Below are 24,762 nucleotides of genomic sequence, written 5' to 3' on the forward strand. Positions count from 1 at the left end.
AACTATTCAATTAGATTAATTATCTTTTCTATATCAACATTTATATACCTCTGATCTATAGGTAGAGGAACGATATGATCAACAAAATATCGCTCAAGCTGACAACCACCTTTACACCATTCTAATACATTAGGCCAGTATGTAGCAACGAAAATTTTCTCTTTGATCAAGCGTGATCTTAATGAGATTCTCTCAGTATAGTAAGGATATACCATAGGACAAGAAAAAGAATCTAAATCAAAAATTGATAAACTATTCGTTTGCCTTAAACGCTCATGCAACAACTGAAAATTAGCCCTTCTTCTATTTCTAACATATTCGTAATCTATACTTTGTAACAGCTGTTCGGTCAATTTAGACATCTTAAGTATTGGCTGATTATCCAAAGAACAATCAGCCTTTTTAAATGCGGCATATCCGGCTTCTGCCCCTTTCTCAATGCGTAGAATTAAATGCTGCATTCTTTCATAAGAGCTGTCAATAAGGATATTTGAATCCAATATATAATCTGTATAGAGATAACCACCATCAGGAACACCAAAAAACTTACGTGGCGAATAAAACGTATCTATCGAATCTATTCGAGGTGCAAAAAAGGCTTGAGCATTATCTACGATAAGCTGAGTTCCGTAAAAAGTAGAAAGGACTTCTACATAACGTTGTTTCAAACCAAAATAGTTAGTATACAAGAAAGCTTCGCCAGGAAGTAGGTTTACTATTTTATCAAGTTCAAAAGACTCGTTAATTGAATAAAACTCATAAGCAATTCTATGTTTCAGCAAAGGCTGAAGCATTACTTCACAAGTATAATAAGGCATATAAACTTTTTTATACCCACGAGCCAATAGAATATATTCAAAGCAACTACGTGCAGAATTCAATAAAATAGCATTTTTATGATAATGCTCTTTCCGACACAACTCCAACTCAAAATATCCTCCAATTTCTTCCATCATTTCACAATTACCGTCAACCATGTATGTTGGCACGTTAGCGCCCGTACCAGTTCTTCTTCTGAACTGAATTTCAACACCAATGTACCAATCGCATCATTCGCTCCTTCAAATCCATTAACATGGTCTCCCGGTTTCACCCATAAATCTTCTTCTATAACTTCTGCGCCTACCACAGAAGCATCAAGTATCAATTCTTGGAATATGCCATTTTTATCTGCATGGAGTATAACCTCGGCCCAATGACCATTATAAGGCTTTTGCTCTACATTTTCCACAATATCTCCTACAGCTGCACGCACGCACGCCGTAATCAAATCTACACCGGTAGCATAACGCAACATTTCTGCCAAACGATTGCCCCCACCACGGGGAGAAACTTCCATAATATAAGCTTTCCCATTTGTTCCTATACGAGTTTCTATATTATAAATGGTGGTACGCATATCCAATAGCGTAAGAAGTCTTTGCAACTCGGAAGTCAATTCAGCTTCTTGTTCATGTGTCATGGTTGATGGCCAACTATAAGCAGAAGGTGTATAAGGATTGGTAGCAGCAGTATCAAAATACTGAGCAGAAAAAGATACAAATTTCAACTTCCCGTCAATAGAGAAACTATCCGTATCAGAAGAACATCCTTGTTTCTCAAGAAATTCTTCTACAATGATGCGCTTGGACAGTGAATGTTCAAAAGCGTACTCCAAAGCAGGTTTTAACTGTACAAAGGAATCCACTTTCGTCACTCCTTTACTACCCGCAGAATCAGTGGGTTTCACTATTACAGGCCAAGGATACCAATAGGCTTCGGACATAGCTTCCTCCACCGTTGAAAAACCTTTGGCTTTAGGCACATTGAAACCATTTTGAGTAAGGAAATTACGAAACTTATCTTTATTTTGCAGAATACACACAGACTCATAAGGACCGAATGCAGGCAGTCCCATCTGTTCTTGGACGTATGCAGCCGTAACAACTCCTGGATCAACAGCAAAAGACATTATACCATCTATTTGCAACTTACGGGCTAAATCCAAAACAGCTTCTTTATCTATTATACTTACATTATGGTATTCATCAGCATATTTATGAGCAATATTATCAGGGATATAATCACATGTAATAACGTAATATCCCAATTTATGAGCAGTTTCTATTACCGGAAGTAAATAGCGCAAACCGCCCAAAAGAAGCAGTTTCTTGTGTTTTTGTTTCATTTACTTCACAATCAAATTTATAATACGTTCAATGACCTCTTCATCCAATCCTGCATACATCGGCAAGCATATCACACTATCTGCCATCTTATGAGCCACAGGCAGGTTCTCCATACGTGCAAATTCCAATCCTCTATAAGTAGAAAATTCGCTTATCAAAGGATAGAAATACCGTCTACCCAACACATTCTGTCCTTTCATCTTGAAATAAAGTTCATCACGGGTCATGCCATACTTATCTGCATCCACAAATATCGGGAAATAAGAATAATTATGACGCACACCGGGCATATCTTCCATAAAACTAATGCCGGACATTTCCCTCAAAGCTTCACGATACTTGATAGTCACTTGCCGACGGGCTTCTATCGTTGCATCCACTTGCTTCAAGTTAAGCAAACCGTAAGCAGCACGCACTTCATCCATCTTACCATTAATACCCGGTGCCACAATCTCAGTTTCTCCTGCAAAACCGAAATTCTTCAGATAATCAATACGTTTCTTCGTTTTCTCATCATGACAAATTAAAGCACCACCTTCAATCGTATTATAGACCTTTGTAGCATGAAAACTTAATGTTGACATATCGCCAGCACTCAATACTGATTTTCCGTCCACTTCTACACCAAATGCATGAGCAGCATCATAGATTACTTTTAAGCCATACTTATCGGCTATTTCCTGAATGCGTTCCGTATCGCAAGGCTTACCATATACATGTACGGGCATAATAGCTGTAGTCTTAGGAGTAATGGCAGCTTCTATCTTATCGGGATCTATATTACAAGTAACGGGATCAATATCCACAAACACGGGCTTAATGCCATTCCACCACAAAGAATGGGTAGTCGCCACAAAACTGTAAGGAGTAGTTATCACTTCACCTGTGATACGTAATGCTTGTAAAGCACACATCAAAGGCAACGTACCATTAGTGAAGAGACTAATATAAGGTACTTTTAAATATTCACACAAAGCCTTCTCTAACTCCTGATGATAATGACCGTTATTGGTCAACCACTTGCGATTCCAAATGTCCTGCAAATAGGGCATAAAGTCGTCAAGTGAAGGAAGCAAAGGAGAAGTAACCGTAATTATTTTCTTTTCCATTTTACTACAATAAATATATATTTGTTTTTTATTTACGCTTCAATGCAGTAAGAACCAACTGCTTGACTTCGAGATACTCGTCAAGATGCAACTTTTCATATATAAACAATGCCAACAATATTCCAGCTAAGATCTGAATGAGCAACAGAGCATAAACAGAAATATTCCAGAAAGAAACACTCCACATGAATGCCGCCACCATAAAAGAAGTCAGAAAAGTGGGTAATATGTCCTTTATCTGTTCGCTTGTAGGATAGTTTATCAAATTAGCCGAATAATAACTGTTCAAAAAATAAGCGATAAAAGAGGTCAAAACACTACCCCACAACATGTATTCAATGCCATAGGCAATACCCACGACAATAGGCCCCACAGCTATAATTTTCTTTATGATTTCCAGTTTCAGAAACAAATCCGAACGCCCTTTTACTTGCAGGATGTTCAAGTTGATGGCATGAAGGGGATAGAGCATTCCGCAGAAACAGATGATTTGCAAAAAGTAAACGGCAGGCAACCATTTTTCACCTATCAAAATCAGAATCAATGGTTTCGCAACCGCAGCCAGTCCCAACATACATGCAAAAGTTATCAGCATGGTAATCTTGATCACTTTCCGGTATGCCTCCCGCAAGCGTTCCGACTCTTCTTGTATGGAACTTAAAACCGGATAACTGACTCGCTGAACAACAGAGGTTAGATTACTGGAAAATATCATATTGAACTGCTCCGCACGGGTATATTGCCCCAACTGCGCAGAAGTGTAGAAACGTCCGATTACAATGTAATAGATATTTTTATAGATAGTATCCAGTAACCCTGAAAACAACAATTTGGAACCAAAGCCAAACAATTCTTTAAAACTTTTCGTAGAAAATTCCCATACCGGATGCCATTTGCTATATATCCATAAGAACAAAGTATTCAAAAATTGACGAGAAAGCTGCTGACCGACCAGACTCCATACTCCCATTCCTCCCAATGCCATTCCTATTCCAATCACCCCACTGCTGATAGATGAAACCAAAGAAACTTTGGTTTGCGTCTTGAAATCTACATTCCTTATAAACTGGGTACGGGGAATAATGGCAAGCGCATTGATTATCAACACCCAGCCTATAACTCTTATAACTTCCAGCAAAACAGATTCTTTAAAAAAGATACTGATTGCAGGGGCTGCTAGATATAGTATTACATAAATAAGAACACTGACCGTCAGATTAAAATAAAAAACGGTGTTATAATCAACTCGTTCTATACGTGTCTTTCGTATCAGCGCATTAGAGAAGCCACTGTCTATAATAGAGTTAGAAATTGCTATGAAAATAGCAATCATGGCCATGACACCATATTCTTCAGGAGTTAATAATCGGGCAAGTACAAGCCCTACCAAAAAAGTGATGCCGGAACTAGATATATTATCAATGAAACTCCACCCAACACCATGAATGGTTTTATGTCTTAAAGAATCCGTCAATTGAATTTTCTTTATTCGTCAATATACTCCCACGAATAGGGATTATCAACTACGTTTTGAAACTCATCAATAACCTCTTGCTGTTCAACTGTAAGCGATGTGGAATCCCAAGAAGCAATGATAGCACGACCTTCGTCAACCAAAGGTGCGTCAAACACTTCACCATAGCAGGCAGTAAGCAGACGAAGCTTCAATAAAGAAGCGGGAAGATTATCAAGAATATCCCAGCAACGATCCAACACCTCCTGAACATGTTGTAGCTTCTCACCGTGATCAATGAACGAGGCACTATAACCCATTAACAGTGCAAGACAGACATTCGCCTGTTCTTCAATGGTAGAACCCTTGGCACCGGAATCATACAAGGCAGTGGTCAGGCGGTAGACTTCACCGTTACGACGGGACAAGTCATCGCTATAGATGGGGTTCCCGTCAACACCCAAATACATCAGCTCATGTGCTGCACGCTGAAGGGCAGCTGTTTCTGCAGAAAGAGACATAATTATTTTAATTTATGATTTCAGATTTATGATTCATCAACTGTCAACGATCAATCATTGATTATCAACAGCCAATTATTTGATTACTTCGATCAGGTCCGGATGGATGGTGGCCATGGCTACGGCAATGACACCTTGTATCTCGACAACCACACGACGGTCACGAGCACCCTTTACTTTTAAGAAAATACCCTCCTGACCCTCAAAGTCACCGCCGGTGACACGGACTTTCGTGCCTTTCGACAGGTTCAGCTCATCAGGCTGGAAATACAGGAGATGGTCGTTATAAGTGCCAGCTACGGCAATGAAGCGTTGCATCTCGCCATCCGGAATGATTATCTTCCGTCCGCTGCGGGTATCGGTGATGTATTGCAGGTAACTGACCTGAGACTTCACACGTTTTACATCCGAAGGACGGGCATGAACAAAAATCAGGTTGTGGACAACAGGAACCAGAACCCGGACTTTCCTGCCTTTCTTCAGGCTGACCTTGTATTGCATAGGGACAAAACAGCCCAGATTCTCCTTTTCAAGAAGACGCATGGCATCAGGCTCCCGACGGTAGGTGGCACGCATAGCGTACCAGATTTCAGACTCTTTTTCAGTATCTTTTTCCGATTCCATTCTATGTCCTGTTCAGAAAAGGGTGTTCCTTCGGGGCTTTGACACCCTTGCATACACTTGAGTTTCAATCACTTGCGAACACTTTATGTAAGATACGGCAAGCTTTGTGTTCCTCTTGCCTGTTGATTTTCCGTAGCTGTTCATTACCTTAATAAATGGCAGGTAAAAAGCTATAAACGAATGGATTAAGAGAAATAATCGTCTTTTAATCGTTCGATTAATGTGCATAGTCCGGGGGCATATTCGCACTAAGATTCTTTCAACAAAAGGCAGACGGAAAAAACACAATTTTATTTCAGGGATAACCGGTTATAGATTAGCAATATATCATACTGAAAGAAAAAATAAACAGCTTTTATTTATCAGAATATTTTGTTGTTTCATTTCTCTGCACTATCTTTGCGCACATTAATCGAACGATTAAAAAACACCCCAATTTAACACAATCATTATTGACACCATCCCTGTTCACCCGCTTCACTCCCCTATCACGTCCATATTGCAGCATCTTCCTTTCAATCTACCGACAGGAGATTTCTCTTTTATAATAATGTACCCGCGTATATATGCGCACAGGCGCGTATTTCCCTATTTTTTCTTTAGACCTTGTTACACACATATTATTATTAATAGGGGGTATCCCCCCTACCCTGTTCGGCTCTCCGTGTGTAACAACACCTAAAGAAAATATTCACTTTTTCAGACGAGAACAGAAGATATTTCCATTATAAGCGTTAATTTTGCTTTCGTATTTCAAACTAACAATAAATTACTAACTTTTTAAATTGTGGTTTTATGGATAAAAAAACACAATCCTGAGTATTGAACTCATGAAGAAGGATGGCTATGACATCCGGGTAGAGAGAACTGAAAACAGGATCAACATCCTGTTAGTTGAAAATGAAGCGTTTGACGGGCGAATGATCATCAAAGCCGGGGAAAGGGAAGAGTTCCTGACCCCGTGGGTACGGAAACTTATCGGGCAGAAAAAGGAGGCGGGACTGAAAGGGACCAAGCATCTGGCGAGATTGCTGAACCGCAGTACAGTCTTCGAGAAAGACAAAAACGAAAAAGGATTCATATCCGTGGAAAGCCTTAACACTGAAATCATTAAACTAAGAAAGGCACTGCTGAACGAACAAAAGGAAGACGGAAAAAGAAAGAAACAGAAATAGAACCGGACGCTTCTGCAAAATTGTGGTTTTTGCGCCTTTTCCTCATGAAAAGGCGCAATCACATTTAAAATATTATCCATTACTTCGCAACGCCATAAGGCAGACTAAAACAATTAAGAATTAGAAATGGAAAATATTCCGGTTACCGCATACAGCGGATTCAGCAACGTCAGGGGAGAAATTACTCTCCGCAAAGTGATTGAGGACATTACAAAAGGATTGCATGCAAAGCTCGTACTCAAAATCAGGCTGCTCGTCAGCCAGGGAAAGATAGAGGAGGCGAACCATGTGAAGAAGCAGTTGCCATTCTATACCGTAACGGCAGGGTACAGGGAGAAAAGGCAGGCATACAGCATTACAAGGCACACCCATACCATTGTACTGGACATCGACGACCAGCCCGGGGAGAAACTGGAAGAGTTGAGGGAGAAAATAAATAAAGATCCCAATACATTGGGCAGTTTCCTCACTCCAAAGGGGCATGGATTCAAAGTCTTCGTATTCCTGCGTACACAATACGCACGGACCCTGAGGGAAATATTCTCTGTTGGAAAAATGGACTTCACAACCCTGGAGAAGTATCACAGGATGATGTATGACGCCTGCAAGGAATACTACGAGCAGCTGTTGGAAGTAGAAGTAGACGGAAGCGGAAAAGACATCTCAAGGGGATTCTTCACCTCTTTCGATGGGAAGGCGTATCTGAACGAGGAACTGATGAAAGAGGTGGACGAGGCGCTGACCGACATCATTCCTCCGGAAAAGCCGCAAGCCGGTAGAAGGAAAAGTGACGGAGTGATGAGTGGCAAGGTGATAAGTGATAAGGCGGTGGGTGATAAAAAGCCGGAGGCCGGCAAAGTGGAAGCTGAGCCGTGGGAAAGGATGGAGTTCGGCAAGGCAGTGCTCGCAGTGAAGAGGACATCGAGGTTTGAATCCGGAAACAGGGACAACTTCCTATTCGCACTGGGAAACAAATGCTATGCCAAAGGACTGGACGAAAATGTGGTAGTCAGACTGGTACAGGAGAAATTCGGACCGGAGGAAAAGGGGATTGATATGGCCACGCCCCTGCACAACGCTTATGTATACACGGACAAGACCTACGAAGCACTCGGGCGGAAGGAAGAGAAAACAGATACCATCGACCAGCTGCTGGAATTCCTGAAGACGCATTATGACATACGAAGAAACGTGATACTGGACCGGCTGGAATATCTAAACCTAAACGAAAAGGATGAGAAATGGAAAGGAAAGTTCCGCCCCATGAGAACAAGAAGCTACAATTCAATATTCCTGGACCTGCAACTGACAAGAATCAAATGCTTCAGAAATTATCTGCAGGCAATCATTGATTCATCGTATGCAAGGGAGTTCAATCCATTCACAGCCTACATAGAGAAGCTGAGACCATGGGACGGAGTGAAAGACTACATCGGGGAACTGGCGGATACGGTGCAGACTGAAGACCAGGAATTCTGGAGGAAGAGTTTCAGAAGGTGGTTCGTGGGAATGCTGGCAGGAGCATTGCAGGACGACACGGTGAACCATCTGGTCATCATACTATACTCCGAGCAGGGAAAGGGAAAGAGTACATGGATACGAAGACTGTTGCCACCAGAATGGAAAGAGTATTACAGAAACGGAATGGTGGGATCGGAAAAAACAGATCACCAGATACTGCTAAGTACGCATCTGATCATCAACATGGAGGAATTTGAAGGCGTCAGAATGGAAGAACTGGCGGGTCTCAAGCGGATCATCACACAGGAAAGCATCACCGAGAGAAAGGCCTATGACTTACAGGCATATAACTTCACGCGTCATGCATCGTTCATTGCAAGCACAAACAGCCGCCAATGCCTGCAGGACATAGGGGGAAACAGGAGATTCCTGCCCTCTTCAGTCATTACGCTGGATTATAGAACACCGGTCAATTACGAGGGGATATACGCGCAGGCTTACGCATTGATGAAGGAAGGATACCAGTATTGGTACGAGGGAGAAGAAATTGACGAGCTTAACCGGCACAATGAGCTGCACCGGATGAAGGACCCCGTGGAAGAAAACCTGTTCATATACTTCCGAAAGCCGGAAACGGAGGATCTATGCGTGAAGTGGATACCGGCCGCGGCCATACTTACCAAAATAGCGATCTACGGCAAAATACAGGTGAACAGGCAAACCATACAGACCTTGGCGCTATCACTGGAAAAATACGGATTCAGGACGAGAAAGAACGAACAGGGAAGCACGGAATATCAGGTGGTGGACTTGACGGAAGATGAAGTAAGAAAAGGATTCAGGAAAAAAGGACAGGACGGGAAGACGGAAGAAGGCGATAAAGCCGAGGGGGTATTGCCGTTTTAGGGATTTCGGATAGAATCCACGGGAAGAAGATTCCACCGGGTAGCATATAATATAGCGGGTGATTAGATGTATTGTAATGTGGCATTACATATATTCTTATCACCCGCCACATATATTGGCATTTTCTTTACAAAGGAGAGGCACACTCCCTGCCGGATATTCTAAGGCTCTCCCAGATACTTGAAGATAAGTTTTACTTCAAGGGGCAGATAAGAATGGCGGTTCTTGTTATAACCCGCTTCCTTCAGTTCCGCCATCAGTTGCCTGTTAGCATAAATCCACCGGCGGAGAAGCTGCAGGGCGGTAGTAATACATACACCGGGGTTGTAAAGCATGGCAAGGTCGGCTTTGGTATAAGCGCGGACAGGGACTTTCTCATCTAAGTTTTCTTCTTTCATAAGTTTGTTTTTTAGTGATTTATATGGTATAAAGGTACTCATTTGCAACGATATCCGAAAGGAATAAAGGAGGTATTACCTCTCATTGGAAGTCTCTTTTTTTCATACAAACTCAAATAACGTCAAGCGGAAAGTGGAAGGAAAAAGAACGGGGTATATTTGCAGTGTCCAAAGGAGAAAAGAGCGAAAATCTTCCGGCAAGCCCATGATGGCGGAATAAATAAAGAAAAGCATGAGAAGAGAATTCGGACAGCTTTTCCCCAAGGATTATTAAACAACCTTAGTTTTTTAAACTTTAAAAAAATTATTGATTATGGGAGTACCATTCAAGAAGATTCCGCGGAAAGATCCGCGAAAGGAGGATGCGGTGGCAAAGTTTTATCCGCAACTAGTAACGTTAGGGGAAAATGCCGACCTGGAAGACGTGGCGTACGTGATGAAGGAGAAAAGTTCACTCACCTTAGGAGATATCAAAAGTGTAATTACCAACTTTGTAGAAGCACTGATTGACAAGCTGTATGGCGGACAATCGGTGAATATCAAGGACTTCGGGGTTTTCAGCCTGTCGGCGCGGACCCTTGGAGTGGAGAAAAAGGAGGATTGTACGGCTAAGAACATCAAGGCCGTGAAAATCAATTTCCGACCCTCAACCACCATCAGACCGGATGTGACGGCAACACGTGCCGGACAGAAAATTGACTTCTACGATCTGGAGGCATTGGTAAACAAGGACGGAAATCCATCAGGTGGAAACTCTTCCGGTGACCAGGGAGGTTCCGGCGGTGGAGGACTGGATGAAAATCCGCTGGGTTAAAATATCACTAATCATTTAATCAAAGAATATGAAAAAGTCTATCTGGGATAAAATTCTAAAAGTGGTGATTGCGGTAGCTTCGGCTATTATAGGAGCACTGAGTGCTAATGCTATGAATGTGTAGATAAAGAATGTGCCGGTAAGATCATTTTCACCGGCACATTCTTTTTTAACTATTATATAATAATAAAATCACTCTAATTCTATTAAAGAGGCCACTTTATCAATAAAGTGTTTAGTTGGTTCCATCATCGAATCTACATCTTCCTTTGAAAAATCGAATAAATCATTATAGTCACCTTTCGAACGCCAATTCAACAACTTTGCATATACTCGAAATTCATCAATTGAGACAATACCCGGACGTACAATCTGTTCTGAAAATTGTCCTATAACACCAGAATGTGACTTTGCTGAAATATGCCTATGCAATAACAAGGCAGAAGCCGAATAAAAACAGGCATAGTACAGACGATTGATTACTGAATTCCATTGAGATGCATCATATAAAACACAAGCTGCTTGATAAACTTCCTGAGCCTTTTCTAATCTATAACGAACATAAGCCGTCATATTCTCGTCAAATTCATTCATAACAATACTGCTTCCGATTGAACATTCTGATAAAATGGAGTAATAGAATGACGCGAATGCCAATCCTTTATACCATAGGCAAACAATTGAATTGCTTGCCCTGTCTTAACAATCACATCACAAATATGATCCATAAATTGTTCTTCTTCCTTAAAAGTCAATTTTTCTTTCGGAGAAAGAACCAATATGTCCCAATCTGAATCATCGTGCGCTTCGCCACGTGCACGAGAACCATACAGCCACACCTGAGCCGCAGCATCGACTTCATGTACATTCTGCTTTATCAATTCTAACATTGTTTGATAGTCGACTTTCATAATACCTCCTCTTTTCCACAAAAATAGTATTTTTATAACAGAAGACCAAATAAAGCCTATAAAAACACATTTCTAGACAAAAAGTGCCGGAAAAAATCGTCCGGCACTTTTCATTTTATTGAAATATCATTTATTGATGTTGTTCCCTCAGCAAATCATTCACCGTCTTTACCGGATTAAACGTACTCAAAGAAACTTCTACAAACACCGTATTCCAATCACTCATAGCACCGTTCCACAATCCTGGAAGTTCAAGTGCCTTGAGTTCTTTACCGTTCTTCGATTTATAAGAGATGAAACCGGTAGCCTTATCTACGAAATTAACAAGATCAAACTTATGGCCCTTATAATCGCGCACAGCACAAACCAGATCTACAGGATTAAAGTGTGTACCTTTCTCAAACATCTCCTTCTTCTCCGGATCATCCATATCAATTTGAGAACTTTCAAGAATTTGCAGGGAAATAGTCCCGTCACTGTTATATGCCAGAAACGGACCGCCACCCGGCTCGCCTACATTTTTCACCATACCACATACGCGCATCGGACGGTTCAGTTTCTCTTTCAGATAAAGTACAAGTTCGGCATCCTCCAAATTCTTTGTCTCAGGATTCTTACAGAATAATTTCTTTTGCAGGAATTGCAGAATTTCAAGCACTTGTTCGTGAGTATATCTGCCACTATCCAAAAGTTCCAGATAAGCAAATGCCTTTTGTTGCAGCGCCACTAATACTCCGGCAATCAGCTTCTTATACAACACGGTGTCGCCTTTCAACTTATCGGGCACCACATTGTCGATATTCTTGATAAAGATAATATCTGCATCAAGATCATTCAGATTCTCGATCAATGCGCCATGACCACCCGGACGGAACAATAATTTGCCATTATCACGGAAAGGCTGGTTATCCATATCAGCAGCAATCGTATCCGTGCTAGGCTTCTGTTCAGAGAAAGTAACATTATAATCCACTCCGTATTTCTTTGCATAAACGGCTGCTTTGTCAGCCACCAATGCTTCGAATAAACGGCGATGTTCGGGAGAGACAGTAAAGTGTACGTTTACTTTTCCATTCTTGTTGGCAGCATAAAGCGCACCTTCTACAAGATGTTCTTCCAATGGAGTACGGCTTCCATCTTCATACCTGTGGAACTTCAGCAAACCTTTCGGAAGCGCACCATAATTCAGTCCTGCCGCCTCAAGCAATGCAGCCACTACAGCTTTATAATCACCCTCAGCCATTAATGCGGGAATGTTCTTCTCGAATGCTTTCTCACAGGCGGCATTCAAGTCATTATAGAAAGCGAACTTTTCAATCTGCTCAAAAAATGTTTTTTCGAATTTAGTTTCGGGCACATCATAATCAGCCCCGAGAAATTCGAATAAATTCTTGAACATACGGCTTGCCGCACCTGAAGCAGGAACAAACTTCACTACTACTTTATCTGTCCGCGTATATGCATCCCATGCATCGAGATAGAGCTTCTGCTCTTCTGCTGCAGGTGCCAGAATACCTTTTTCCAATGAAGCGGCAGCAGCCAGCTTTAAGTACGGGAAACCTTTCTCAAAACAGGTCAGCTGTTCAGCTATCTGCTCTTCTGAAATACCTTTTTGCCTAAGCAACTCTTTGTCTTGCGGTGTTATCATACTATCTATTTTTTATTAATTGATTGCCAAAAATACAAAAAAAGCACAAGCCTTATAATAGAAAGGAAGAAAAAAACTACCTTTGGGCAACAAAAATGGACAATTATGGAAAGAGATGAATTTTTCACTACTGAAGAGAAGGAATTGCTCTTCTCTCTCTACAGAAAATTATTGCAGTTGACCGGTGAGACATTACAGAAAGGTGACTGTAGAAAACTGAAAACACATCTTATCAACTCTATAAAGGATAACCGAGTCCAGCGTGACACCTTCGGACTGAATCCACTGGTTAAAGATATGCAGACTGCCGTTATCGTGGCCGAAGAAATCGGAATGAAACGGGCGTCTATTCTGGGCATCATGCTGCACGAAAGCGTGAGAAACGGAGCTTGTACCCCCGAAGAAGTGCAAGCCGCCTTCGGTGAAGACGTGGCAGGTATCATCCGCGGACTCATCCGCGTAAATGAGCTTTACTCCAAAAGCCCGACTATCGAATCGGAAAACTTCCGCAACCTGTTGCTCTCGTTTGCGGAAGATATGCGTGTGATCCTGATTATGATTGCAGACCGCGTGAACATCATGCGGCAAATCAAAGACAGCAGGAATGACGAAGCCCGTCGGCAAGTGGCAAATGAAGCGGCCTACCTGTACGCTCCCCTCGCCCACAAACTGGGTTTATATAAGCTGAAATCGGAACTGGAAGACCTTTCACTGAAATATACGGAGAAAGAGGTTTACTATCACATCAAGGATAAGCTGAACGAAACAAAAGCATCCCGTGACAAGTATATTGCCGCCTTCATCGCTCCGATGCAGAAGAAACTGGAGGAGGCCGGATTGCATTTCCACATCAAAGGACGTACAAAGTCCATTCACTCCATCTATCAGAAGATGAAGAAACAGAAATGTCCGTTCGAAGGGGTATATGACTTGTTCGCCATCCGCATTATCCTGGATTCACCTGTAGATAAAGAAAAGCAGGAATGCTGGCAAGCATACTCCATTGTAACAGATATGTACCAACCTAACCCGAAGCGCTTGCGTGACTGGCTATCTGTACCCAAAAGCAACGGTTACGAGTCATTACACATCACTGTAATGGGTCCCGAAGGCAAATGGGTGGAAGTACAGATACGTACCGAACGCATGGACGATATCGCCGAACGGGGACTCGCCGCTCACTGGCGTTACAAAGGTGTAAAAGGAGAAACGGGATTGGATGAATGGCTGACCACTGTCCGTGAAGCATTAGAAAACTCGGATAGTAACGGGCTGGAAGCTATGGACCAGTTCAAACTGGATTTATACGAGGATGAGGTCTTCGTATTCACTCCGAAAGGCGATCTGTTCAAGTTAGGCAAGGGAGCTACGGTACTGGATTTTGCCTTCCACATCCATAGCAAATTAGGATGTAAGTGTATCGGTGCAAAAGTAAACGGTAAGAATGCCCAATTGCGGCAAGTGCTGAATAGTGGTGATCAGGTGGAAATTATGACATCGAATACACAGACACCCAAACAGGATTGGCTGAATATTGTAACCAGCTCCAAGGCACGTACCAAGATACGCCAAGCATTGAAGGAGATGGTTGCCCGCCAGCATGCCTTTGCCAAAGAAACGATAGAGCGTAAATTCAAGAACCGGAAAATAGAATATGATGAAGCCGTAATGATGCGCCTAATCAAACGTCTCGGCTTCAAGACAGTGACAGACTTTTATCAAAGCATCGCAGATGAAACACTGGATGTAAATGAAATCATCGATAAATATCTGGAACAGCAGAGGAGGGAAAGTGATACGCATGACGACATCACATACCGCAGCGCTGAGGGATATAATCTGCAACAGACACAGAACGACGAAATCACCCGTTCGAAAGAGGATGTACTGGTAATTGATCAGGATCTGAAAGGACTGGACTTCAAGCTGGCACGCTGCTGTAGTCCGATTTATGGAGATGATGTTTTCGGTTTTGTTAGTGTGACCGGCGGCATCAAGATACATCGTAGTGACTGCCCTAACGCCACCCAGTTACGTGAACGATTCGGATACCGGATTGTAAAAGCGCGCTGGGCCGGTAAATCGCAAGGTACGCAGTATCCGATTACGCTGCGCGTCGTGGGACATGACGATATAGGCATTGTTACAAATATCACTTCGATCATATCCAAAGAAAATGATATCTCATTGCGCTCTATCGGCATTGACTCTCATGATGGTTTATTCTCCGGAACGATGACGATTATGATAGGTGATACCGGACGACTGGAGACACTGCTCAAGAAGCTGAGGACGGTGAAGGGAGTGAAACAAGTTTCAAGAAGCTGAGTTAGCTACGAGCTACCAATGACAAGTAGTAATATCCAAAGCAGTTAACCTATAGCTCATAACATGTCATTATTAATATGAAATACGATTTTAAAAAACAGATCCGCAGTTTCGGATATGCCTGGAAAGGTATCCGGCAATGTGTAGGGAAAGAGCAGAACTTAAGTTTTCATCTCATTACTACAGCAGTAGTGATAGCTGCCGGTTTTTTCTTTGGCATAACACGTACGGAATGGATAGTCATTATCTTGTGTATTGGCGTGGTAATAGCCGCGGAACTATTCAATACAGCCATTGAAAAATTAGTGGATCTGGTTTCTCCCGAGCGTCACCCCATTGCAGGGCAGGTAAAAGACATTGCCGCCGGAGCAGTGCTGGTGTGCGCTGTTGCGGCGGCAATTATCGGGATCATTATTTTTCTCCCGTATTTATAAATACTCAGGCGCAGATTACACAGATTCTTTTCCTGATATAAATCTGCGTGATCTGCGCCTGCTAATTATCTTACTTTTTTCCTCTTATAATAAGGATACGTCAGCAAAAAGAAGAAAGCCAAGGTTACCAGGATTCCAATACCAATCACCTTATAAATCAACTGAAAATCAGTATATAGATAAATATCTGCAATACCGGTTCCATTTGCTAATTCGGAATACATTTCTCCATGATCCGATAGGAAACAACAAACTGCAAGCCCAATCAAAATACCGGCTTCCATGGCCAAATGGCAAGTTGTATTCGCCGTTCCCCGCTGACAATGTTGCGAGAGCTTAATAAATATCTTCGTAAAAGGTATCGTAAGCACTACCAGAACAACGAGAAAAAACAGTGCAGCATAATCCCCTTGTTTGATTAACAATAATGCAATTCCGGGAATAAAAGCAATCAGTACCAGATTGAGGGCGGGAAGCCAACCCCGCAACAACAAGAAGCGGTCAAAATTGCAATGCCCCACTCCTATCGGTGCACGAAAAGCTACATATACCCGCAATGCAAATAAAATGCTGAATATACTGCATAATATAGAAAAATATGCCGTCATGCTGAAACCTTTGAGCTGGAACATCCATATTCCCGCTCCCACTCCTACCAGCATACCTAAACGGCCTGCCAGTGCAAAGCCCAGATTTCCGGCACTACGGCGCGAAGCAGTAGTGATATCGATGGCCACCGTAATGCCTGCCGTCGTAGCCAATCCGAATGCTCCGCCCTGCACAGCAACAAGCATCAGCAACCTCGGAAAAGTATCGACAAAAATATAGCCTAAAGTCGTTCCCAACATCACAAATATGGAATAGACAAGTACGCGTTTCCGCTTATACTCATCTCCCAGATATGCATGGAACGGCCCCACCAGGAACATTGCCGCCATAAATACCAGAAACATGCTGCCGGCCTGCCCTGTGGAAATGCCCAACCTGGACATCATCACTGAGGGAAGCACCGGGAAAAGCATGTAGATGGATGCGAAAAGCAGGAAATTGGCAAAGCACATCCTCATAAAGCCCAGTGACCAAAGATTATCAATATTGCTCTTTCTCATTCGGGAAATCTAAGTTCTTGACATCAGATACATAACGGCTGATAGCATCAGTCATCACTGTATGCAGATCGGCATAACGACGCAGGAAACGAGGACGGAAACCATTGTTCATTCCCAGCATATCCTGAATCACCAACACCTGGCCATCTACTCCACCACCGGCACCGATACCGATAATAGGAATGGTCAGTTCACTTGCCACACGTTCGGCCAGAGCGGCAGGTATTTTCTCCAATACAATGGCAAAACAGCCGGCTTCTTCCAGCATGTGAGCGTCACTTATCAGTTTCTCAGCTTCCGTATCATCTTTCGCACGAACCGTATAAGTACCGTATTTATTGATAGATTGCGGCATCAGCCCGAGATGTCCCATTATAGGAATACCGGCACTGAGAATACGTTTCACCGTACCTATAATTTCTTCGCCACCTTCCAGTTTCAGAGCGTCCGCATGGCTCTCTTTCATAATCCGGATAGCCGAAGCAAGACCTTCCATCTCATTACCTTGGTAAGATCCGAAAGGCATATCCACCACCACCATAGCACGTTTCACACCACGAACTACGGATTTTGCATGATATATCATCTGATCGAGAGTGATTGGAAGTGTAGTCACATTACCTGCCATCACATTACTGGCAGAGTCGCCTACCAGGATTACATCCATGCCTGCACCGTCCACAATCTGCGCCATAGTATAGTCGTAAGACGTCAACATAGATATCTTTTCGCCTCTCTGCTTCATCTCTACAAGGCGATGAGTAGTCACTTTTCGAGTGTCATCTGAAATATAACCAGCCATAATTCTTTAGTTATAAGTTATTAGTTATGAGTTATTATTTCTCAAAATTCGGGCGCAAAGGTATAACTTTAAATTAATAACCTCATAAAATTATGATAAAGTTTTAAATGCAGGCGAATCACTTATTCAATATTTTTACATACATTTGTTCCATTATACAATTCACATACAAAGATATACCATGAAAAACCTCTTTACTCTGCTCACATGCATTTTCATGCTGGCTATAAAGCCAGAAGCACAAGCACAAGTCAGCAACTCACCCGTTCAGCAAACAATTCACGGATGTTGGTATAACCCGGACACTCAGGAATGGTTGTTAGGTTTCTTTGAAAACTTCGCCATATACGAAGATGATATTTGGTTGTATCAATCTATGAATATACGAAAAGGAAAAGCGGAGATTACGCTTGGAAAAGGGAATGAGAGTAGAATGATTAAACTTAAATTCGACAATAAGCAAGACAGTATTTGCACCGCCATACTTCCTGATAAACGGCAATTGAAGTTAACCCGGCACTCCGTGCAACCGGAATTTAAGTGCAAAGACCACCGCACATTTACAGACAATGGCTACTACACAGACTCTGTCACCCTCATTGGATATCTGCAACATACGGAGCGAACTTCACCTTTTCCTATCAGTGTGCCCAATTTCTACACTGATGAAGAGGATACATATTATGCGGATATAGATTCACTAGGATGTTTCAGCATCACTTTCCCTGTCATAAATACAACCTCCGTTTTTCTGGACTGGGGAAAAGAGGGAATTAATATCTATGATGTAGTAGAACCTGGTGAAAAGATATTCCTATACCATGATTATGCCACCAACCGAACTCAATTCATGGGAAAAAACGCCCGCTTACATACGGAATTAAGAAACTATGCCTTGTATCCACCCAATAAAGAATATAGTATATATGTTCCTTATTACGACAAAACGATGAGCCATGAGGAATTTATGCAGAAACTGGAGGATATCTACAAGACGAAAGTAAATATATTGAAGGGATACACAGACAAGTATCCATCGCTTTCAGACAGATTCATGCAATATATACAATCCGACTACACAATGGATCTGGCCTCCTACCTCATGCAAAGACGTTTCGCACTGAGAAGGGGATTTAATAAGGAATTCTTTGATAAGCCTTATACAGACTATGTAGACAGTCTGTATAACCGTTTACCACAACCTTATACATTACAGCGAAATATCAGTTCTTTTCTAAGGGACTATCTGGGTTACTATAATAGTATGTTTTCCACAGCTATCACCCTCAGCAATATTGAAGTGCTCCGTTATCTGGACCAGAAACAAATTCACTCCCTGAATAAACAGCAAAAGGAAGATCTTCTGGCATATGAACATGCCATAGACCTCAGTATATTGGGAAGACATTATGGAAAAGATTCTTTAGAAATAGATTCATTAGCCTTGCCCTACAAAGAAGGAATGCTACGCACCAACGAATTACTGAACGACAGCAGTATACTCCATTTGTGTCAGCAATATCAATCCCTGATACCCTTTTTAATGGACAAAAAGAGAATAGACGAGCAACTTATTTGTTTCGAACAGATAGAAGCTTCCCCAATATTAAAAGAATGGATAGCTACCAAAACTTTCTATAACAACATGGAATACAACAGAAAGGAACTGGACGAAAATATTCTGGAATACTTCAAGCAACTTGTCACCCATAAAGAGTTCAGGAGTACAATAATGGATCGACAGAAAACATACATCGCACTCAGTAAGCAAGAGATGAACTACCCGGAAAGTTTGAAGGAAACCGCTCATTTGAAAGATAGCAACGATGCCGACGAACTATGGCATACATTGATTGCCCCCTACAAAGGAAAAGTCATTTATGTAGATATATGGGGAACTTGGTGCAGTCCGTGCAAAAGAGAAATGCAATTGGTTGCATCGATAAAGGATGAAATGCAGAATAAGGATGTGATCTTTATGTACTTTGCCAGCAACTCTCCCGAAGCAACCTGGAAAAATTGCATCAAAGAATTCCGCTTAACCGGTCCTAACATAGTGCACTACAACCTCCCTCAGAAGCAACAGCAAATGCTGGAACAAAAATTCTCTATCAATAGTTTCCCTACCTATATATTAATAGATAAGGACGGAAATGTTACAGACATGAAAGCACTTTCTCCCAGCAGGAAAGCTGAATTGATAAATAGATGCAATGAACTGCTGACTAAATAGTCAGCAGTTTCTCATAATCCATACCTTTGAAGTCATCAATGATATAATGACACAACGGAGCAATTTCTTCGCGTGAATTGGTAGTAGCCAGACCGATTACTGTAGCTCCGGAAGCCATGCCCGCTTTCAGTCCGTTGAAAGAGTCTTCGAAAACATAAGTTGTTTCCGGTGTAGTGCCAAAGACTTTCATGCCAAGCAGGAAGCAATCCGGTGCAGGTTTGGAAGCAGTGAACATTTCAGCCGTGAGAATACGGTCGAACATAGTTTTGATTTCGGGTTTAGCACGATATACAGCTTCCATCTTTTTATCATTGGAACTGGTGACTACAGCCATCTTTACACCATTGCGACGGAGATCGGCAATAAAGGATTCTACACCGGGAATAAATTCGAATGTCATTTCCTGCTCAAAGCGGTCGAGGCCGGCGGTAATTTCTTCCTGTTCTTTAATCATACCGGGAAAAAAGGTGTCATAGATGTACGCCAAAGTTTGTCCCTTTACGCGACTTTCAAGGTCTTCCATACCCAAGTAATCTACTCCCATCTTGTGCCAGAAGATGCTGTACTGCGTCTCTGTGTCGACAACGACACCATCAAAATCGAAAAGAACGGCGATGTTTTTTGTTTCAGTCATATAAACTTCCTTTTACCTTATTATGTTAATACCTTATCAATTACGATACAAAGGTCTGAATAATCCTTGAACAGAGCAAATAAATGAGTAACTTTGCTGCAAATACAGATACGCGGACGGCACGGACCGGAGCGGACGAACGCGGATTCATTACTTTCTTTAGATTAATAGTTATGGATAATAACCCTCACATATTAGGCACCGAACGTATAGGTAAACTGCTGCTACAATATTCTATACCCGCCATCATCGGTATGACGATTACTTCACTGTACAACATCATCGACAGCATTTTCATCGGTCACGGTGTAGGTGCGATGGGTATTGCCGGATTGGCCATTACTTTTCCGCTGATGAATCTTGTGGTAGCATTCTGTACATTGGTGTCGGCAGGTGGATCTACAATCTCATCCATCCGTTTGGGGCAGAAAGATTTGGATGGAGCTACCGAGGTATTGGGAAATACGCTGATGTTTTGTCTGATCAATGCTGTTGTTTTCGGCGGACTCGCCTTTTTGTTTCTGGATGAAATATTAAGGTTCTTCGGTGCCAGCCAGGATACACTGCCCTATGCCCGGGATTTCATGCAAATTATTCTTGCAGGAACACCCATTACTTACACGATGATCGGACTGAACAATATCATGCGTGCTACGGGATATCCTAAAAAGGCAATGTTGACTTCCATGGTAACCGTGGTTTGTAACATCATCCTTGCTCCTATCTTTATCTTCCATTTTGACTGGGGTATTCGCGGAGCTGCCACGGCGACCGTTATTTCGCAGTTTATCGGTATGGTATGGGTAGTGAAACATTTCCTTGATAAAGACAGCTTTGTGCGCTTCCGCCCGGACTTCTGGAAACTAAAGAAGCGCATCATCAGCAGTATTTTTTCGATCGGAATGTCGCCTTTCTTGATGAATGTGTGCGCCTGTGTCATTGTGATTATCATCAACAACTCTCTGCAACGCCACGGAGGTGATATGGCCATCGGAGCTTACGGCATCATCAATCGCCTGCTCACTCTCTATATAATGATTGTATTAGGATTAACCATGGGTATGCAGCCTATTGTGGGATATAATTTCGGGGCACAGAAGCATGACCGTGTGAAGCAAACCTTGAAACTGAGTATTCTGACCGGTGTGTGCATCACGAGCAGTGGTTTCCTCATTTGCGAGCTTTTCCCGTATGCAGTGTCCGCTATCTTCACAAACGATCAGGAACTGATTGACATTGCTTCACGCGGTGTTCGCATTTGCGTGCTGATGTTCCCGTTGGTGGGTGCGCAGATTGTTATCGGTAACTTCTTCCAGAGTATCGGAAAGGCTAAAATCAGTATTTTCCTTTCACTTACCCGGCAACTCTTATATTTACTTCCCGGTCTGATCTTCTTCCCCCGCTTTATAGGATTGGATGGTATCTGGACCAGTATGCCGGTGGCTGACTTTTTCGCTTTCCTAACGGCACTTGCAGTGTTATGGACGTATATTCGAAAGAAAAACAAAGAGAGTATCGCGTAAGTAATTTGTATCACTCAAACAGAAGGTATAACCTTCAACCAAAAAGGGTGTAGCCCTAAGTACCAAAGGGCTACACCATCCTTATCAAAGGGTGTAGCCATCCGGCCTAAAAGGCTACACCCTTTTTATTCTGCCCCACAGATATCTGTAGGCAAGGTTAAAGCAATCAAATGGGCTTATTCGCTCTTAATACTCTGTACAGGGTTTTCATTAGCTATACTCCAAGCCTTCAGAACCACCAAAAGCACAATGAGTGATAGTAAAACCAATGCCAACAGGACGAACCAGACGAATGAAGGCAAGGTACTATCGGCAAACTGTTCCAGCCAGACACCGGAAACATACCAGGCAAAACCCGTACCAATAACCACCGCACCGACAGCCACCTTCAATATATCCATCGCCAGCAAATTAAGGATAGAAGGAGCTTCGGCGCCATTCACCTTACGGATGGCAATCTCCTTGGAACGACGTTGAGTTTCATCGCTTACATAACCCACAAGCCCCATGAGCACAATAAAGAAAATACAAAGAGAAGTAACCCAGACGGTGTTACGAAAGCGATATACATCACTGTAGTTTTGGCGTTGGATATCCGCATAGGTCGTAAATTCCAAAGCCGCTTTCGGATACGCTTCTTTTACAAAAGCATTCAGTCGGACAAGGTTCTCGTCCAAAGGCTCTTTCAATCGAACATTGAAAGCATAGTTACGGGAATCGGAAAGGATGAAAGCCGTACAGGTCTGTTCCATAAAGAACCCCATGTTGCGCACATCCTCTATAATGCCGACTACTGTGGGTTGACTGTCAAGCCCCAACCACTGCGCATTGACGGGCAAACGTTGTCCCAAAGCCTTATCACCCCACTTCATAGTCTCCACCACCTTCCGGCCGATAAGAGCTTCACCGATATGTTTCGGCCAGGAACCTTCCACCAGCTTCAAACCTACTATTTGCGGAAAGTCCTTCGTAACATTCTGGAAGTGCAACGGACAAAGAAAATTCCCTTGAATATCCGTCAGTCCCGTCGTACTATAATGCGCAATCAGCGAATTACTATTGCGGGCCACCGATTCCACATAAGGTTGACGGCGAATAGCATCTTCCACCCCCTGCGGGTCTTCCATGCGATATTGCCCTATTGCCAATCTTTCTGTTCTAAATCCTATATCACGTGTCATGAGGTCTTGATATTGCCAGATAGTAGTAATCAGCATACCCAGAATAAATGCCACACCAATGAATTGCACAAACAACAAACCTCGTTTCCAGGAACGTTTACTGTCAGTGTAACGGCGGAAAATCTGCGTTACGGGAATCGTGGCAAACATCCTGCCGGGCAGAATACCTGCCACAAAAAACAGCAACAATACCGTCAGTCCCGGCACCCACAAGTTATGCCAGGTAAAGAGTTCCATGAGGCTGACGTGCAACAAGTCTTCTATTCCTTCACGGAAAAGATACATCAACGCCAGGCAAGCAACAATGGAAGCAAGCACCAGTAGCCCTGTTTCCCACATAAACATTCCCAATACATGCGCCCCGTCGGCACCACAACATTTATGTACTCCCACCGCTTTGGCACGCCGACTGAATGAAGCCACTGCCGCCAACACATAGTTCATAATGGAAACAAAAAAGATGGAAAAGCCCAGTACTCCCAGGATAACCAACCGGCGTACGGTGTCGGGAGTGCTAAGATAAATATCGGGCAAAGGCAGCACACTGAACTCCATAACGTCCGTACCTTCTTTCGTTTCTGTATAACGCTCTACGGCCTTTTGAATACGATCATTCATGGCTACTACACCATCGGGAGTTTTCAGACGGAAAAGTACATTGTAGATGTCATTGGATTTCCAGTTACCACGACCAAAGATATGCTCTTCAAGAGTGGACAACGAAATCACAATATTATGTTGGAAAACCGTATTTCCAGGCATCTTCTGATAGATACCCCGCACAGTGATATCCATCATTTTACCCATGGAAAGTGTCTTCCCCACCGGATCTTCATCACCGAAAAGTTCACGTGCCTTGTCCTCTGAAAGAAAAGCATACAAGGGAGTACCCAATTCCTTCGGGTCACCACGCAGCACATCAAGTCCGATAGTGTGGAAGAAGAGTGTATCCGCAAACATAGGATGCACATTGTCCAGCTTTTTGTCATCGATATAAAAATCGGGCTGATAGAAGTTGACTGAAAGGCTGGCTGACTCTATCAAGTCGGGCAACGCTTCCCAAAGGTCGGCAGCAGCAGGACGAAAAGTGCTGTAATCATATTCTTTATCGGGAACACCGTCCTTCACTCGTCGACAGCGCATCAAGGCCACACGCTCCGGGTCTTTATAAAAATTCTCATAACTCAGCTCATAAGCTATCTGTGAGAAAAGCAGGATACCTATCAGCAAGCCCAGTGTCAAAGACATCAGTTTAATGAAATTACTGCCCCGTCCACGAAGCAAAATCTGAATGGTATAATAAATTTGTCTCATATCTTTCTATTTCCTT

Annotated in this window: 22 protein-coding genes; 8 read left to right on the forward strand and 14 right to left on the reverse strand. The window is 42.6% G+C overall.

Features of this window, described 5'->3' with window-relative positions; all coding sequences use genetic code 11:
- Nucleotides 1–2: 2 nt before the first annotated feature.
- From K6V21_RS20025 to K6V21_RS20050, 6 genes are all read right to left on the reverse strand, one after another.
- A complete protein-coding gene (locus tag K6V21_RS20025; RefSeq protein WP_224319649.1) occupies nt 3–956 on the reverse strand; it encodes a hypothetical protein in 954 nt (317 codons plus the stop codon).
- Nucleotides 953–2,167, reverse strand: coding sequence for an acetyl-CoA carboxylase biotin carboxylase subunit family protein (locus K6V21_RS20030; RefSeq protein WP_224319650.1), 1,215 nt, complete (start codon nt 2,165–2,167; stop codon nt 953–955). Before K6V21_RS20030 ends, K6V21_RS20025 begins: the two co-directional genes overlap by 4 nt.
- Nucleotides 2,168–3,277: a DegT/DnrJ/EryC1/StrS family aminotransferase gene (locus K6V21_RS20035; protein ID WP_224319651.1), complete on the reverse strand. Its 1,110-nt coding sequence runs from the start codon at nt 3,275–3,277 to the stop codon at nt 2,168–2,170.
- A gap of 28 nt (nt 3,278–3,305) precedes the next feature.
- On the reverse strand, nt 3,306–4,751 hold the full coding sequence (locus K6V21_RS20040) for a lipopolysaccharide biosynthesis protein (RefSeq protein ID WP_224319652.1): 1,446 nt from the start codon (nt 4,749–4,751) through the stop codon (nt 3,306–3,308).
- Between the two features lie 11 nt (nt 4,752–4,762).
- Nucleotides 4,763–5,251, reverse strand: coding sequence for a UpxZ family transcription anti-terminator antagonist (locus K6V21_RS20045; protein ID WP_224319653.1), 489 nt, complete (start codon nt 5,249–5,251; stop codon nt 4,763–4,765).
- 75 nt (nt 5,252–5,326) lie between these two features.
- Complete coding sequence (locus K6V21_RS20050; protein WP_224319654.1) at nt 5,327–5,875, reverse strand: UpxY family transcription antiterminator; 549 nt, start codon at nt 5,873–5,875, stop codon at nt 5,327–5,329.
- An 830-nt stretch (nt 5,876–6,705) separates the two neighbouring features.
- On the opposite strand from K6V21_RS20050, the gene K6V21_RS20055 reads away from it, so the two are divergent.
- Together K6V21_RS20055 and K6V21_RS20060 are read left to right on the forward strand one after the other, a co-directional pair.
- Nucleotides 6,706–7,050, forward strand: a complete 345-nt coding sequence (locus tag K6V21_RS20055; protein ID WP_224319655.1) for a hypothetical protein — start codon at nt 6,706–6,708, stop codon at nt 7,048–7,050.
- Nucleotides 7,051–7,176: 126 nt separating this feature from the next.
- Entirely contained in the window at nt 7,177–9,417 is a 2,241-nt protein-coding gene (locus K6V21_RS20060; RefSeq protein ID WP_224319656.1) for a VapE domain-containing protein, read from the forward strand.
- 161 nt (nt 9,418–9,578) lie between these two features.
- Here K6V21_RS20060 and K6V21_RS20065 read toward each other — a convergent pair whose 3' ends face one another.
- Nucleotides 9,579–9,815: a DUF4248 domain-containing protein gene (locus tag K6V21_RS20065; RefSeq protein WP_007216226.1), complete on the reverse strand. Its 237-nt coding sequence runs from the start codon at nt 9,813–9,815 to the stop codon at nt 9,579–9,581.
- A 313-nt stretch (nt 9,816–10,128) separates the two neighbouring features.
- Between K6V21_RS20065 and K6V21_RS20070 the strand changes: the two genes are divergently transcribed.
- Both K6V21_RS20070 and K6V21_RS20075 read left to right on the forward strand, forming a co-directional pair.
- Nucleotides 10,129–10,629, forward strand: coding sequence for an HU family DNA-binding protein (locus tag K6V21_RS20070; protein ID WP_217716243.1), 501 nt, complete (start codon nt 10,129–10,131; stop codon nt 10,627–10,629).
- A 28-nt stretch (nt 10,630–10,657) separates the two neighbouring features.
- Nucleotides 10,658–10,753 (forward strand): smalltalk protein, encoded by a 96-nt coding sequence (locus K6V21_RS20075; protein ID WP_156482078.1) that lies wholly within the window; start codon nt 10,658–10,660, stop codon nt 10,751–10,753.
- Between the two features lie 68 nt (nt 10,754–10,821).
- Here K6V21_RS20075 and K6V21_RS20080 read toward each other — a convergent pair whose 3' ends face one another.
- The 3 genes from K6V21_RS20080 to K6V21_RS20090 form a co-directional block, all read right to left on the reverse strand.
- Nucleotides 10,822–11,223: a HEPN domain-containing protein gene (locus K6V21_RS20080; RefSeq protein ID WP_217716244.1), complete on the reverse strand. Its 402-nt coding sequence runs from the start codon at nt 11,221–11,223 to the stop codon at nt 10,822–10,824.
- The gene (locus K6V21_RS20085) at nt 11,220–11,540 is read right to left on the reverse strand and encodes a nucleotidyltransferase domain-containing protein (RefSeq protein WP_217716245.1); all 321 of its coding nucleotides are present in this window, start codon (nt 11,538–11,540) and stop codon (nt 11,220–11,222) included. Before K6V21_RS20085 ends, K6V21_RS20080 begins: the two co-directional genes overlap by 4 nt.
- A gap of 130 nt (nt 11,541–11,670) precedes the next feature.
- Nucleotides 11,671–13,188, reverse strand: a complete 1,518-nt coding sequence (locus K6V21_RS20090; RefSeq protein ID WP_224319657.1) for a DUF4301 family protein — start codon at nt 13,186–13,188, stop codon at nt 11,671–11,673.
- A 105-nt stretch (nt 13,189–13,293) separates the two neighbouring features.
- Here K6V21_RS20090 and K6V21_RS20095 point away from each other — a divergent pair, with 105 nt between their 5' ends.
- Together K6V21_RS20095 and K6V21_RS20100 are read left to right on the forward strand one after the other, a co-directional pair.
- Complete coding sequence (locus K6V21_RS20095) at nt 13,294–15,516, forward strand: RelA/SpoT family protein (RefSeq protein ID WP_224319658.1); 2,223 nt, start codon at nt 13,294–13,296, stop codon at nt 15,514–15,516.
- A 77-nt stretch (nt 15,517–15,593) separates the two neighbouring features.
- Complete coding sequence (locus K6V21_RS20100) at nt 15,594–15,950, forward strand: diacylglycerol kinase family protein (RefSeq protein ID WP_224319659.1); 357 nt, start codon at nt 15,594–15,596, stop codon at nt 15,948–15,950.
- A 65-nt stretch (nt 15,951–16,015) separates the two neighbouring features.
- On the opposite strand, the gene K6V21_RS20105 is transcribed toward K6V21_RS20100, so the two are convergent.
- On the reverse strand, nt 16,016–17,059 hold the full coding sequence (locus tag K6V21_RS20105) for an MFS transporter (RefSeq protein ID WP_224319660.1): 1,044 nt from the start codon (nt 17,057–17,059) through the stop codon (nt 16,016–16,018).
- Nucleotides 17,040–17,861: a 3-methyl-2-oxobutanoate hydroxymethyltransferase gene (gene panB, locus K6V21_RS20110; protein ID WP_007213965.1), complete on the reverse strand. Its 822-nt coding sequence runs from the start codon at nt 17,859–17,861 to the stop codon at nt 17,040–17,042. Before panB ends, K6V21_RS20105 begins: the two co-directional genes overlap by 20 nt.
- Before the next feature lie 181 nt (nt 17,862–18,042).
- Here panB and K6V21_RS20115 point away from each other — a divergent pair, with 181 nt between their 5' ends.
- Nucleotides 18,043–20,094 carry a TlpA family protein disulfide reductase gene (locus K6V21_RS20115; protein ID WP_224319661.1) on the forward strand — a complete coding sequence of 684 codons (2,052 nt, stop codon included), beginning with the start codon at nt 18,043–18,045 and terminating at the stop codon, nt 20,092–20,094.
- On the opposite strand, the gene K6V21_RS20120 is transcribed toward K6V21_RS20115, so the two are convergent.
- Nucleotides 20,087–20,728, reverse strand: coding sequence for an HAD family hydrolase (locus tag K6V21_RS20120; protein WP_224319662.1), 642 nt, complete (start codon nt 20,726–20,728; stop codon nt 20,087–20,089). The genes K6V21_RS20115 and K6V21_RS20120 overlap by 8 nt on opposite strands.
- 173 nt (nt 20,729–20,901) lie before the next feature.
- Between K6V21_RS20120 and K6V21_RS20125 the strand changes: the two genes are divergently transcribed.
- The gene (locus K6V21_RS20125; protein WP_224322071.1) at nt 20,902–22,251 is read left to right on the forward strand and encodes an MATE family efflux transporter; all 1,350 of its coding nucleotides are present in this window, start codon (nt 20,902–20,904) and stop codon (nt 22,249–22,251) included.
- 176 nt (nt 22,252–22,427) lie between these two features.
- Here the strand turns inward: K6V21_RS20125 and K6V21_RS20130 are convergent, their stop codons facing one another.
- Entirely contained in the window at nt 22,428–24,746 is a 2,319-nt protein-coding gene (locus K6V21_RS20130; protein WP_217716252.1) for an ABC transporter permease, read from the reverse strand.
- Nucleotides 24,747–24,762 lie beyond the last annotated feature (16 nt).

The organism is Bacteroides cellulosilyticus (assembly GCF_020091405.1).
GTDB lineage: Bacteria > Bacteroidota > Bacteroidia > Bacteroidales > Bacteroidaceae > Bacteroides.